Source organism: Streptomyces sp. NPDC005017, assembly GCF_042873115.1.
GTDB lineage: Bacteria > Actinomycetota > Actinomycetes > Streptomycetales > Streptomycetaceae > Streptomyces.
Window position 1 is genome coordinate 255,461 of the sequence record NZ_JBIALD010000002.1, and the last position, 13,419, is coordinate 268,879.

At 74.4% G+C, this 13,419-nt stretch carries 11 protein-coding genes; 3 read left to right on the plus strand and 8 right to left on the minus strand.

The window, feature by feature from the left end; translation table 11 throughout:
* Positions 1 to 124 precede the first annotated feature (124 nt).
* From ACFYR0_RS03950 to ACFYR0_RS03975, 6 genes are all read right to left on the minus strand, one after another.
* Positions 125 to 1,216 (minus strand): macro domain-containing protein, encoded by a 1,092-nt coding sequence (locus tag ACFYR0_RS03950; protein WP_389321584.1) that lies wholly within the window; start codon positions 1,214 to 1,216, stop codon positions 125 to 127.
* A gap of 58 nt (positions 1,217 to 1,274) precedes the next feature.
* Positions 1,275 to 2,018, minus strand: coding sequence for an RES domain-containing protein (locus ACFYR0_RS03955; RefSeq protein WP_389321586.1), 744 nt, complete (start codon positions 2,016 to 2,018; stop codon positions 1,275 to 1,277).
* On the minus strand, positions 2,018 to 2,701 hold the full coding sequence (locus ACFYR0_RS03960) for a hypothetical protein (RefSeq protein WP_389321588.1): 684 nt from the start codon (positions 2,699 to 2,701) through the stop codon (positions 2,018 to 2,020). The genes ACFYR0_RS03955 and ACFYR0_RS03960 overlap by 1 nt, the downstream gene beginning before the upstream one ends.
* Entirely contained in the window at positions 2,698 to 6,018 is a 3,321-nt protein-coding gene (locus ACFYR0_RS03965; protein ID WP_389321590.1) for a CHAT domain-containing protein, read from the minus strand. The genes ACFYR0_RS03960 and ACFYR0_RS03965 overlap by 4 nt, the downstream gene beginning before the upstream one ends.
* A 25-nt stretch (positions 6,019 to 6,043) precedes the next feature.
* Positions 6,044 to 6,628, minus strand: a complete 585-nt coding sequence (locus ACFYR0_RS03970; protein WP_389321592.1) for a hypothetical protein — start codon at positions 6,626 to 6,628, stop codon at positions 6,044 to 6,046.
* A gap of 130 nt (positions 6,629 to 6,758) precedes the next feature.
* Positions 6,759 to 7,616 carry a LysR family transcriptional regulator gene (locus ACFYR0_RS03975; RefSeq protein ID WP_389321594.1) on the minus strand — a complete coding sequence of 286 codons (858 nt, stop codon included), beginning with the start codon at positions 7,614 to 7,616 and terminating at the stop codon, positions 6,759 to 6,761.
* Positions 7,617 to 7,684: 68 nt separating this feature from the next.
* Here ACFYR0_RS03975 and ACFYR0_RS03980 point away from each other — a divergent pair, with 68 nt between their 5' ends.
* The 3 genes from ACFYR0_RS03980 (at position 7,685) to ACFYR0_RS03990 (ending at position 10,507) form a co-directional block, all read left to right on the plus strand.
* On the plus strand, positions 7,685 to 8,575 hold the full coding sequence (locus ACFYR0_RS03980) for a DMT family transporter (RefSeq protein ID WP_389321596.1): 891 nt from the start codon (positions 7,685 to 7,687) through the stop codon (positions 8,573 to 8,575).
* Between the two features lie 443 nt (positions 8,576 to 9,018).
* The gene (locus tag ACFYR0_RS03985) at positions 9,019 to 9,819 is read left to right on the plus strand and encodes a polysaccharide deacetylase family protein (RefSeq protein ID WP_389321598.1); all 801 of its coding nucleotides are present in this window, start codon (positions 9,019 to 9,021) and stop codon (positions 9,817 to 9,819) included.
* A gap of 247 nt (positions 9,820 to 10,066) precedes the next feature.
* Complete coding sequence (locus ACFYR0_RS03990) at positions 10,067 to 10,507, plus strand: SRPBCC family protein (protein ID WP_389321600.1); 441 nt, start codon at positions 10,067 to 10,069, stop codon at positions 10,505 to 10,507.
* A gap of 30 nt (positions 10,508 to 10,537) precedes the next feature.
* Here ACFYR0_RS03990 and ACFYR0_RS03995 read toward each other — a convergent pair whose 3' ends face one another.
* On the minus strand, positions 10,538 to 11,689 hold the full coding sequence (locus ACFYR0_RS03995; protein ID WP_389321602.1) for an XdhC family protein: 1,152 nt from the start codon (positions 11,687 to 11,689) through the stop codon (positions 10,538 to 10,540).
* 94 nt (positions 11,690 to 11,783) lie between these two features.
* Positions 11,784 to 13,250, minus strand: a complete 1,467-nt coding sequence (locus ACFYR0_RS04000; protein ID WP_389321604.1) for an NCS2 family permease — start codon at positions 13,248 to 13,250, stop codon at positions 11,784 to 11,786.
* Positions 13,251 to 13,419: the final 169 nt, after the last annotated feature.

Below are 13,419 nucleotides of genomic sequence, written 5' to 3' on the forward strand. Positions count from 1 at the left end.
ACCAGTGCGCAGGGTCGGGGACGGGTCGCCGACGGGTCGTGGGATGGTCGCCGCCCGCACGCGCACCGCGGGGCGCCTCGGGACCGCGGGGCGCCGGCGCTCGGGCGGACCCCGTCGGGTGCCGTCAGGCCGTGCCGCGCCGGCCGCTCGGGCGGACCCGTTCGGGCAGGCGCTCCACGAGGTCGGCGGCGCGGGTGTCACGGACAACGACATGGATCTCCCAGTCCGCCCCGCGCGCGGCCTCCGCCTCGACGGCCGCCCAGATCGCGTCGAGGCTGACCTGACGGGGCAGTCCGCCGCGGCCCGCCCCGAGCAGCGGGAAGCACACCGAGCGCAACCCGGGCCACTCCCCGGCGCGTTCCTCGGCCATCACCTCGAACACCCGGGTCGCCGCGCGGGTGATGTCGGCGGGCAGCACCTCGTAGTCGTTGGTCCCGGCGCGGGGCACGGCCACCACGGCGTGGTAGATCCGCCGCACCCCGTGGGCGGCGAGCGCCCCGCCGTCGGTGGCCGCGACCGTGCCGGGCAGCACGGGCCGGCCCGCGGTTCCGTGCCGCCCGGTCCAGGCGCGCAGCGCGTCGCTCACCGGGTCGGCGACCAGGTCGCCGGTCACCCCGCGCACGGAACCGGCCCGGCGCAGCGAGGCGGCGACCGAGGACTTGTAGGTCTCGGGCAGCGCGAGGTGGGTGTTGGCGGGTGAGACCACGACGTCCACGTCGCGCAGCAGGTCCACGGGGTGGACATGGACCGTGAGCGGCAGGGCGCGGCCCCCGGCGGGCACCTCGACGACGCGGTGCGTACGCGTGCCGCCGTCCGCCGTCGTCCCCTCCGGCTGCCGCGCGGGCGCCCCGGTGCCGGCGGCGAGCCGGGCGACGGCCTCGGCGATCTGCTCCAGGACCATCACCTCGTGGTCCTTGCGGAAGCGTTCGACGCTCACGCCGTACACCTCGGCCGCGCGGCGCCGCCGGTCGGCGGCCGGCCAGTCCCGGGTCCCCTGGGCGAGGCCGAGGGTGTACGCGGCGGCCGTGCGCAGGGTGCCCGCGTCCAGCCCGGATACGGCCCGGCGGAGCAGTCCCTCGACCGACCCGTCGGGCGCGCCGCGTTCGGCAGCCCGGCGCAGCGCCGTCAGTTCCACTCCGCGCAGCCTGACCAGGCCGGCCCGGCGGACGGCCTTCAGTTCGGCCACTATCGACGCATGATCGGCCCCCGTTGCCATGCGCGCCACGATCGCACCGGCCGCCACGGCCGACAAGCCGCGGGTCCGGCGTACCGCATCACTCCGGCCACGGCGGCACCACGGCCGCGCGCAGCGGCGCGAGCAGCCGGTTGACCTCGGCGACCCCGGCGGGCGAGCCCAGTTCGGCCAGGGCCCGGCCGGGCCGGTCCGCGAAGGGTCCCGCCGGCGCGAAAGGTCCCGCCGGGCCGGACCTTTCCGGTCTCCGTGTCCCCTCCTCGACCGGGGTGAGCGGCTCGGGCCCGCAGCGGTCCTCGAAGAGCACCGTGGCGAGCCGTGGCCGCATCCGCCGCGACTGCCAGACGAGGCCCATGGCGTCGGGCGCCTGGGCCCGGATCTCGCTGCACCAGCGGCGGGTCTTGGCGTACCGGTCGTCGCCCTCGGACTCCAGCAGCCAGGAGTCCTGGCAGACGGCCGCCAGGTCCTCCTCGCCGATCAGCGACACCAGCAGGAGGTCGGCGCGGGCGACGAGCGGGGTGAGGGATCTGCCGCGCACGGCGGCGTAGGGCACGAGCCGGGTCCCCGTCCCCGGGTCGAAGTCCAGCGACCGCAGGAGTGTCTCGGCGAGGGCGGCGGCGGGGTCGTCTGCGAGGTACAGATACGGGTAGGGGTCGGCGGTGGTGCCGTCGAAGCGGTTGCCGCCGAAGTGGGTGTCGGCGGAGACGGGGTTGAACCCGGTGGCGGGGCGGCGGCCGGAGTGCATGCGCCAGAGCACCGTGCCCGCCTCGATCACATGCTCGCGCGGCTGCATGGCGTAGGCCGCGGGGGAGATGTTGCCGGGCATCAGCCGTCCTCCGCCAGTGCGCGGGCGGCGCCCGTGAGGACGTCGTCGGGCACTTCGCCGAGGAGCGCGGCGGGCGCTCCGCCCAGCGCGCGGTTCCCGCTCAGCCACCAGTCGGCCGCGCCCCAGGGGTCGATGTCGGCGAGCAACAGCCGGTTGATCCGCAGGACGACCGGGAGGGGGCCGCCCGTACCGGTCCGGCCGCCGTCGAACTGGAAGGCGGGGTAGTGCCGTTCGCCCCGCGCGTCCTCCAGTGCGATCAGTTCGCGCGGGGGCGGTTCGCTGTGCCGGGCGCCGAGTTGTCCACGGCCGAGCGCGGGCGCGGCGAGCAGCCTCCGCTTGGCCGCGGCGATGACGTCGTACGCAGGGTCGGCCGACGGTCGCGGGGCGGCGAGAGCCAGCAGCAACTCCCCCGCGCACAGGGGGATGTCGGGCGCCGGGGTGCCACCGGCCAGTCGGGTGCCGTCGAGGGCCCGGCGGACGGTGTGGTCCAGCGGAAGCGGCAGCAGGGCGTGCCGGACCCCCTGGAGCGCCCGCCGGACGGCACGGGGGTCGCCGCTCGGCGCCCCGGCCAACTCCCTTACCCGGTTGAGGAGTACGCCGAACCGCTCCTCGCCGAGGCTGGTCCGGACGCTGTCGGCGTGCTCACCGACGAGGGCCATCAGGTCCTGCGGACCGGTACTCATCGCGTGCCCTCCCCCGCCGTGCGCCGGGCCGGTCCGGGATGGCCCTGGTGGATGAACGCCGCCCACAGGGCGGGCCGTTCGAGTCCGGGGCGATCCATCTCGCGGACGAGTTCGGGGCTCATCCGGGGCGGTGCCTCGCGGTGCGGGTCGAGCATCCACCGCTGGGTCATGTGCAGGGCGTCGGCCGGACCGAGCCCGTCGACCGCGACCAGGTGGTGGAACACGCCCATCATCAGTGCCGAGGCGCCGTCCTGGGTGGTCCAGCGCGAGCCGACCACGTCGCGTGCGCCGCTCGCCACGAACGCGGTGGTCAGGGTCAGCGCCTCGTCGTGGTCCTGCCGGGTCAGGTCCGTCTCGCAGGCGCTGAGCACCACCAACGGGCCCTCCTCGCCCGATGTTTCGGCGGGTGCGGCGTCCAGGAGGCGGTTGACCGTCAGCATGCCGAGGTCGGGCCGCGCCCCCGGGCCGCCGTCCTCGGGCGGAAGGGTCTCGGCGCCCTCCGGGAACGCCAGGTGCAGCGCCGACTGCGTGGGGTCGACACCGGCGGAGCCGTGCGAGGCGATGTGCAGCAGGGACAGCGGTTCCCTCAGCAGCCCGAGCAGTTCCCCGGGGGTGCCGGCCGCCACGGGTTCCACGGGCGGCTCGTAGAACTCGCCCACCAGCCGTGCGCCGGGGTAGTACGCGGCGTGCAGCGCGGTCGCCTCCCGTTCGGCGTGGGTCAGTTCGAAGCGCGGGTCGGCCACGAGGACGGGGGCGGCGCCCGGGTCCCGGCGCCCGCGTCCGGCGGTGCGCAGGAACTGTCCACCGGAGGCCGCGTAGGTGATCACCATGATCTGGCAGGCGTACGCGGCCCGCGCGGTCTCGGGCAGCCTGGCGGCGTGCCAGGGCACGGCGCCCAGCCTGCCGCACGGCACCAGCACGACGCGCGGCGGTCCCGGGCGGTCGCGGCGCCGCTCCTCGTTGGCGGCGAGCCGCTCCGCCACGGCGCTGATCAGCGGGCCGACGGCGGCGTCGTAGGCCCAGCGGAGCACGTCCTCCAGGGCCTGCTCCCAGGCCGCCTCGGCGTCCGGATCGTCCTCGGAGCGCGCGTTCGCGGCCCGGAGGTAGGCGTCCAGGGGCGCCGCCCCGGGGCCGGAGAGCATCGGGAGCCGAAGGACACCGGTTCCGGTGTCGGGCCCCACCAGGACCGCCATGCCGGGCTGTTCCCGGTGCCCGGGCAGCAGGTAGAAGAGGGCGTCGGCGTCCGCCTCGGCCAGCCCGGCCCGGAGTTCCGCCACGGTCGGGGTGGTGAACAGGGCGCCCTGCTCGCGGTATCCGAGCGCTTCGAGGGCCTTGCGGCGCAAGGTGCTGGGCAGTTCGCGGGGCAGCTCGCCGACGGGCCGTGCGCCCTTGCCCCAGCGCCGCCAGGCGTCGGCGATGTCCTGACGGCCGCGGGCCTCGAGGAGTTCGGGTACGGCGGCGGACGCCGCGGCGGAGTGCAGCACCAGGGCGCGGCCCAGTTCCAGGGCGGCGACCGTCTCCTCCACCCGGCCGTTGCGCGCCGACCAGCGGGCCGCGTGCAGCCCCCGGTCTGCGCCGGTACGGGCGGTGGCGAGGCCGTGCTCGGAGCCGAGTTGCAGTACGACGTCCGCGGCGAGGGAGTTGAGCCCCTCCATCGCCGCGCCGGTCGCCGCGGCCTCGTCCTCCCTGCTCCGCCGCGCCCAGCGGGTCTGGTACACCTCCGCGAGCCGCCACAGCGCGTCGGCCGCGAAATGATGCCGCTCACCGCGCCGCAGCGCGTCCCTGACCTGCTCCAGCTCGGCGATCGCGGCGTCCAGATCGGCGGGGTCGTCCGTCGACTCGTAACGGGTGAGGAGGGTGTCGGCGGCGAACCAGCGCTCCAGGGTGGTCGCCTCGGGCCGTGCGGAGAGATCGCCGTGCAGGAGCGACGGATCGCGGGTGGCCCTGGCCCGCAACGCCCGGTTGCGGGCGATGGACATGTCCAGGTAGGTCCGCATCACAGGGGGTGTCCGAGCCGCCGCCTCCTCGGCCTTCTCCATGCAGTCGAAGCTGCGGCGCAGGGCGTCGGTGTCCCCGAGCAGCCGGGCCCGCTCCAGATGGGCCTCGGCCAGGGCGGACGACAGCATGGCGCGGAACATGTGGTCGGGGCCGAGGGTGTCCTCGAGGTCCGTGAGTGCGGCGATGACGTCGTCCATCCCTGCCTCGTCCCGGTCCTCCTTGGCTTTCACCAGGCGCTGCATGAGCAGCGGAAGCCGCATCATGACGTTCCCGTCGGCCCCGAATCTCTCCGGGCCGGCCGCGGCCAGTGACTCCAGGACGGATGTCGTCCGCTCGGCGGCCTCCCGGGCCACGTCGCGGTCCCCCAGGTTCCCGCCCAGCGCCGGGCCGAGGTTCAGCAGTCCCCTGGCCGACCCCTCGAAGGAGGCGGCCGTGGTGGCGTCGAACGCCGGGTTGTCACGGGCGTCGAGCAGACCGCCGAGCGCCTGGTCCAGCAGATCGGGATCTCCTGCCCTGATGGCGTCGAGGGCGGAGAACATCGCGGGCATCGCTTCCTCGGGGCGCAGGGCACGCTTCACTGCGTCCAGTGCCTCGTCACGCACTTTGTCGTGCGGGGACCGCGTCTGCCGCGTGCCCTCCTCGGCGGCGGGGTCCCCGGGAGCCGTGCCGAACAGCCGTCGCACCTCCGCCACGTGCGGAAAGTCGTCCGGCAGCACGTCGAGGAGCCGGGCGAGGCCGCCCGGCCGGTCCATGCCGTCGAGTACGTCCACGAAGCCCGCCAGCTGCTCCATGGCGCGCGGCGCCTCCGGAGGCAGCTCCGCGGCACGGATGTCGGGCAGGAGTTCCCTGATCTCGCTCGTCAGCGCGGCCTGGTCCTCGGCGCTCTGCCGGGTGTACCAGGCGAGGACGTCCTCGGGCCTCGGGGCCCTGCCGATCCCGCCGCCCAGCTCCGGATACGGCACCAGCAGCATCGACAGCCAGTGCGCCGAGTACCGCCTGCTCTCCTCGTCCATGGCCGCGCCCGGCCGCCGTGCCGCGCGCAGCAGCCGCCGGCCCTCCACACGGTCGGCGGGGTCCGCCCCGGCCGACAGATACCGCGCCGCGAGCACCACTCCCCGCCCCAGCGCGATTCTGGCCCGCAACGGTTCGTCATGGCCCAGCACCGCTTCCAGTTCGGCGAGTTCGGCGACGGACCGGTCGAACTCGGCCCGCCCCGGCACGGGTCGGCCCTCCTCGGGAAGTAATCGCAGGGCGCGCTCCGTCGCGTCGGCGACCCATGCCCGCAGGGCCCGCAGGCCTCCGCTCTCCACCCCGTCCATCGGTCCCCCTCGTTCTCCCCGTACCTCAGGACGGCCCGGCCGGCGACCGGTCGTCCGCGGACTCCGGTCCTTCCCCGCGTTCGCCACCCGACACACCCAGATCACGCCTCATCTCGCCCCGCAGGAACCGCAGTCGGCCCCACAGCGCGTCGATCGTCCGCTGGGCGGCCTCCGGCGAGTCCCCCTCGCGCGGGTCGCCGTCGTCGAGTCTGCGCACCGTGCCGTAGAGGGCGTTCAGGGCACGGTTGACCTCGCCGGCGAGGTCGAGGATCGGGTTTGGCACCCGCAGCTGCGCGTCCGCGTGGACGTCCCGGTGCAGATCGCGCGCCTCGGTGAGCCGGCGGCGTACGGACTCCGCGTCGCCGCCCCGCCTGATGGCGTGCAACTGGTCGCTGAGCGCGGCGAGATAGTGCCGCGCGGACATGTTCAGCGCCACGTACGCGCCGCGCCGGGCGGCCTCCTCCTCGTGCACCGCGCGCCGCCGCTCGGCCCGGTCCAGTTCACGCAACCGCCCCCGGTCTGCGGCGCGTTGGGTCAGCAGGGCGGAGAGCAGGGTGCCGGCCACGCCGGTCACCGCGACCGCCCAGGCGGTCGCACCACCGATGTCCACGGCATCCCCTTCCTCCGCCCTGCCGACCGGCTCCCCCTGTCCAGCAGAGCACGCCGCACCCGGGCGAGGGGCCGCCCGGCCGGGGAACGACCACCCGGCGCCCGGGGAACGACCGGCGCGGCGAACGCGCTCAGTCCGCTGCCCGGTAGAGCTCAGTGAGGAGTTCGACGACCGGCCGGGCCGCGGGATGCGGGTCGTCCCGCCACCAGGCCAGGCGGACGGCGACCGGGGCCGCGTCGCGCACCGGGCGGTAGACGACGCCGGGACGGCGGTACTGGTGGGCGGTGGACTCGGCGGTCATGCCGACGCAGCGGCCCGAGGCGATCACCGTGAGCCAGTCGTCCACGTCGTGCGTCTCCTCGACGGCCGGCCGGGACTCGGGCGGCCACAGCTCCGGGGTGGTGGTGCCGGTACGGCGGTCCACCAGCAGGGTGCGTTCGCTCAGGTCGGCCAGCCGCAGCGAGCGGCGGCGGGCCAGCGGATCGTCGGCGGCGAGCGCGCACAGCCTGCGCTCCAGGCCGACGATCGCGCTGTCGAAGCGCCGGTCCTCCGGTGGTCTGCGCACCACCGCCAGGTCGCAACTGCCCTCGGCCAGGCCCGCGGTGGCGGAGTTGACGCGGACCAGATGGAGTTCGACGGCGGGCTGCGCGGCGCTCCAGCGGCGCTGGAAGGCGAGCGTGTGGCGGCCCAGCGCGGCCCACGCGTAGCCCACCCGCAGCCGCCGGGCACCCTGCCCGGCCTCCCGGACCAGGTCGTCCACCTCGGCGAGCACCCGCCGCGCGTGCGTGAGGACGCGCAGCCCGGTGGCGGTGGGCGTCACCGAGCGGGAGGTGCGTCGCAGCAGCCGTGCGCCCAGGGCCTCCTCGAGTGCGGCGAGGGTGCGCGACACGGCCGCCTGGGAGACGCCCAGGCTGAGCGCGGCGTCGGTGAAGGTGCCCTCCTCGACGATCGCGACCAGACAGCGCAGGTGGCGTAGCTCCACATCCATGAGTCCAGCGTATAGATCAGCCGGTCCATGTATTTTGCGCAAGCCCGCGCCCGGCGCACTCTCGGACCATGCAGACCGCCGCCAGCACCTCCGCCTCCACCACGGCCGCCTCCGCCGCGGGGCCGCGGCGGGTACGCCTCGCGGGCGTCGCCACGATGGTCGGCAGCGGGCTGTCCAACCAGACCGGAGCCGCCCTCGGCGCGCTCGCCTTCCCGGTGATCGGGCCCGTCGGGGTCGTCGCGGTGCGCCAGTACGTCGCCGCCGCCGTGCTCTCGGCCGTGGCCCGGCCCCGGCTGCGTTCGCTGACCGGGCGGCAGTGGCGGCCGGTGCTGCTGCTGGCGCTGGTGTTCGGGACCATGAACCTGTCGCTTTACAGCGCGGTGGACCGGATCGGTCTGGGGCTCGCCGTGACGCTGGAGTTCGTCGGGCCGCTGGTCATCGCGCTGGCCGGGGCGCGCCGGCGGCTGGACGCCGGGTGCGCGCTGGTCGCCGCGGCGGGTGTGGTCACCCTGATGCGGCCCCGGCCCTCGGCCGACAGTCTCGGGATGGGCCTCGGGCTGCTGGCGGCCGGCTGCTGGGCCTCGTACATCCTGCTCAACCGGACGATCGGTGAGCGCATCCCCGGGGCGCGGGGGGCGGCGGCCGCGTCCGTGGTCTCGGCCTGTCTGTTCCTGCCCGTCGGCGCCGTCGTCGTGGCGGTCCGTCCGCCGACCGCCGGAGCGCTGGGGTACGCCGTGGCGGCCGGGGTGCTGTCCTCGGCCGTGCCGTATCTCGCCGACCTGTTCACCCTGCGGCGGGTGCCGGCCCAGGCGTTCGGACTCTTCATGAGCGTCAACCCCGTGCTGGCGGCGCTGGTCGGGCTCCTCGTCCTCGGTCAACGGCTTGGCTTCGCCGAGTGGGTGGGGATCGGGGCGGTTGTTGTCGCCAACGGGGTGAGCGCGGCTACGCGGCGGCCCTGACGGGGGGTTGCGGGGCGGTTGCGGGGTGGGCCGGCCCGAGGGGTGTTGCGGGGTGGGGTGGTGCGGGTGCGTCGCCGGGTACGGGTCCGTCGTGGCCGTTCGCGCAGTCCCCCGCGCCCCTAAAAGATTCCGCAGTTCCTCGCGCCCCCAAAGGCCTGCACCGTTCCCCGCGCCCCCAAAGACCTGCGCAGTTCTCCGCGCCCCCGGAAAGCTGTGCGCAGTTCCTCGCGCCCCTTAAACGGCCCCCGGCGTGCCCCGCTCCCCCCAGGCAGTTCGCAGTTCCTCGCGACGCTGACTGCGATCGGGCAACCAGGGGCGCGGGGAACCGCGCGACCAGCCACCGACGCACCCGCACCCGCACCCGCACCGCACGCCTCACGTGCAGAAAAGTGCAGGCCAGGAGGCTATTCACCGCGTATATAACCGCTGTGTATAGTCCCGGCATGCCTTCTCTGACCAAGAAGCTTCCGACCCGGAAGATGAAGAACACGGGGCCCGGGTTCCACGCCGCACGCCTCGCCACCGCGGCCGCCGCCCTGACACTCGCGCTCACGGGATGCACGAGCCTGGAGACGACCGCGCCGAGCACCGTGCGGGCGCGGGCCGTCCCGGGCGCGCCCGCGCAACTGGGAACCGTCGACTGCCGCAAGGCCAAGTGCATCGCGCTGACCTTCGACGCGGGACCGAGCGAGAACTCGCCGCGCCTGCTGGACATCCTCCGGCGCGAAGAGGTCCCCGCGACCTTCTTCCTGCTCGGCAAGCGGCACATCGACACCTATCCGGAGCTGGTGCGGCGAATGGCCGACGAGGGCCACGAACTGGCCAGCCACACCTGGACCCACCGCATACTCACCGACCTGGAGCCGGACGAGATACGCGCCGAACTGACGCGCCCGAACGAGGAGATAGCCCGGCTCACCGGACGCGCCGTGACCCTGATGCGCCCGCCGCAGGGCCGCACCGACGACACCGTGCACGAGATCTGCCGCGAGCTGGGCCTCTCGGAGGTCCTGTGGAGCGTGACGGCGAAGGACTACAAGACGAACGACCCGGCGCTGATCCGGCAGCGCGTCCTGGAGCAGTCCTCCCGCGACGGCATCATCCTGCTGCACGACATCTACCCGGGGACCGTCCCGGCCGTGCCCGGCATCATCAAGGACCTCAAGGAACGCGGCTATGCCTTCGTGACGGTCCCTCAGCTCCTGGCCCCCGGAAAGGCGGAGCCGGGGAAGGTCTACCGCTAGGGCGTGGCCGAAGGGGTTCTAGGCCCTGTCGTCGAACTCCCGCCCGCCCCGCGACGCCATGCACGCTCCCCCACTTCGTGGGAGGCGCACCCACTCGCCGCACCGGACACAGGCCCGAGTACGTCCGGTACGAGGGCTTGCACCCGGCACTCCCCCGGAGGGGGGACCCCCAGAGCACGCACCTGACGCCGCGGGGCCGCCCTCCGGGCGACGACCGGAGTCTGACGACAGGACCTAGGATCCTCGCGTGGTCCTCTTCCTCCTCCGGCGCACCGTGGCGCTCCCGATCGACGAGGCCTGGCGCCGGCTCACGGACTGGCCCCGGCACGGCGACGCGGTCCCGCTCACCCGCGTCACGGCGACCCCGGCCCCGCCCACCCGGCAGGGCACGGTCGTCGTGGCCCGCAGCGGACTCGGCCCGCTCGGCTTCGACGACCGGATGGACGTCACGGTGTGGCGGCCCCCGGCCGACGGCGGGCCGGGGCTGTGCCGGCTGGAGAAGCGCGGCCGGGTGGTGCGCGGCTGGGCCGAGATCGAGGTGCTGCCGGAGCCGGACGGGCGGACCGGTGTGCTGTGGCGGGAGGAGCTGGGGGTGCGGTTCCTGCCCGGGGCCGTCGACCCGCTGCTGGGGGCCACGGCCCGCGCGACGTTCGGCCGGGCGGTCGACAGGCTGCTCGGTACGGCCTGATCACAAGGTCGGCCGCCCCGCCCGGGACTCCTACGCCACCGACCCGATGCGCCCCGAGGGTTCCGGGGCCGGGTCGTGGTGGATCGGCGTGTGCGCCCCGGTCAGCGAGACCCCGCTGCCGCCGCGCCGGTCGGCCACGATCTCCGCGGCGATGGACAGGGCCGTCTCCTCGGGCGTACGGGCGCCGAGGTCCAGGCCGATCGGGGAACGCAGGCGGGCCAGCTCCAGTTCGGTGACGCCGACCTCGCGCAGCCGGTCGTTGCGCTCCAGATGGGTGCGGCGCGAGCCCATCGCCCCGACGTACGCCACCGGCAGCCGCAGCGCGAGCTTCAGCAGGGGCACGTCGAACTTGGCGTCATGGGTGAGGACGCACAGGACGGTCCGGCCGTCGGTGTCCGTGCGCTCCAGGTACGTGTGCGGCCACTCGACGACGATCTCGTCGGCGTCGGGGAACCGGGCTGCGGTCGCGAAGACGGGGCGGGCGTCGCACACCGTGACGTGGTAGCCGAGGAACTTGCCGACGCGGACCAGCGCGGAGGCGAAGTCGACCGCTCCGAAGACGATCATGCGCGGGGCGGGGACGGAGGACTCGACCAGCAGGGTGAGCGGTGCCCCGCACCGCGAGCCCTGCTCCCCGATCTCCAGCGTGCCGGTGCGGCCCGCGTCCAGGAAGGCACCCGCCTCCGCCACGACCGTGCGGTCCAGCTCGGGGTGGCCGCCGAGGCCGCCCTCCCAGGTGCCGTCGGCCCGCACCAGCAGGGCGCGGCCCCTGAGGTCCGCGGGGCCGGACACGATCCGCGCCACCGCCGCCGCCTCCCCTCGCGCGGCGGCGGTGAGCGCGGACGCGGCCACCGGCCGGACGGGGTCGCCCGCCCGGACCGGGGTGACCAGGATGTCGATGACGCCGCCGCAGGTCAGCCCCACGGCGAAGGCGTCGTCGTCGCTGTATCCGAAGCGCTCCAGGACGGTCCCGCCGTCCTCGAGGGCCTGTTGGCACAGCTCGTACACCGCGCCCTCCACACAGCCGCCGGACACCGAGCCGATCGCCGTGCCGTCGGCGTCCACCGCGAGGGCGGCACCGGGCCGGCGCGGGGCGCTGCCGCCGACCGCCACCACCGTGGCGACGGCGAAGTCACGGCCCTGCTCGACCCACCGGTTCAGCTCCTCGGCGATGTCCAGCATGTCTCGGTCTCCTTAACAGCGTTTGTGTGGAGGGGTGTTGCACGGCCCGGGCGAGTGGGGCGTCCGGACCTTCCATGATGGTGGCCGAAGGGCCCTAGTGGACGCCGAGCCAGCCCTCGATCGGGTTCAGGGCGAAGTAGACGAGGAAGATCACGGTCAGGCCCCACATGAAGACGCCGATCTCGCGGGCCTTGCCCTGGGCGGCCTTGATGGCGACGTAGGCGATGACACCGGCCGCCACACCCGTGGTGATGGTGTACGTGAACGGCATCAGCACGACCGTGAGGAACACCGGGATCGCGGTGGCGCGGTCGGACCAGTCCACGTGCCGGGCGTTCATCATCATCATCGCGCCGATGACCACCAGGGCGGCGGCGGCGACCTCGCCGGGCACGATCGCGGTGAGCGGGGTGAAGAAGAGGCAGGCGGCGAAGAACAGGCCGGTCACCACGGAGGACAGGCCGGTGCGGGCGCCCTCGCCGACGCCGGTGGCGGACTCGACGAACACGGTCTGGCCGGACGCGCCGGACACACCGCCGATCGCGCCGCCCGCGCCGTCGATGAACAGCGCCTTGGACAGGCCCGGCATCCGGCCCTGCTCGTCGGCGAGCCTGGCCTCGGTGCCGACGCCGATGATGGTGGCCATCGCGTCGAAGAAGCCGGCCAGCACCAGGGTGAAGACGATCATGCCGACGGTCATCGCGCCGACCTCGCCCCAGCCGCCGAACTCGACCTGTCCGAAGATCGAGAAGTCGGGCATCGAGACCGCGCCGCCGTGCAGTTCGGGGGTGCCGGACGCCCACTGCTTCGGGTCGACGACACCCGCGGCGTTGAGGATCACGGCGAGCACAGTGCCGCCGACGATGCCGATCAGGATGGCGCCGGGCACACCGCGCGCCTGGAGCATGAAGATCGCGAGCAGGGTGACGGAGAACAGCAGCACGGGCCAGCCCGCGAGTTCACCGCCCGGGCCGAGGAGCACGGGACCGCCGCCGGGCGCCGGGTTCTCGTGCACGAACCCGGCCTTGACCAGGCCGATCAGCGCGACGAACAGGCCGATGCCCATGGTGATGGCGTGCTTGAGGGCGAGCGGGATGGCGTTCATGATCATCTCGCGCAGGCCGGTGACGACCAGCAGCATGATGACGACGCCGTACATCACGCACATGCCCATGGCCTGCGGCCAGGTCATGGCGGGCGCGACCTGCGAGGCGAGGACGCCGGAGACGGAGAGGCCGGCGGCGAGGGCGAGCGGCACCTTGCCGACGAAACCCATCAGCAGCGTGGTGAGGGCGGCCGCGAAGGCGGTCGCGGTGATCAGGGCCTTCTGGCCGAGGATGTCCCCCGCCACGTCCTTGCCGGACAGGATCAGGGGGTTGAGCAGCAGGATGTACGCCATCGCCATGAAGGTGGTGACGCCGCCGCGCACCTCGCGCGCGACGGTGGATCCCCGCTGGGATATGTGGAAGTACCGGTCGAGCCAAGCACGTCCGGCCGGGACTCGGGTTCCTTCGCCCGAGTCCTCCGCGACGGTCTTCGGCTCCAGTGACTGCTGGGTCATGTGGGCCTGCTCCCAAGGTTCAAAGGGGCACCCTTGACAACCGCCCTGGCGGTTGCGGGATTTGGGAAAGTGGTGCGGCCGCACGACCCGGGGGACGGCCCGAGGCGAACGATCAGTCTGCTTCCGGCCACGCCGCGAGCGGTGCGGCGGGCCGAGGGGTACTCCGGGC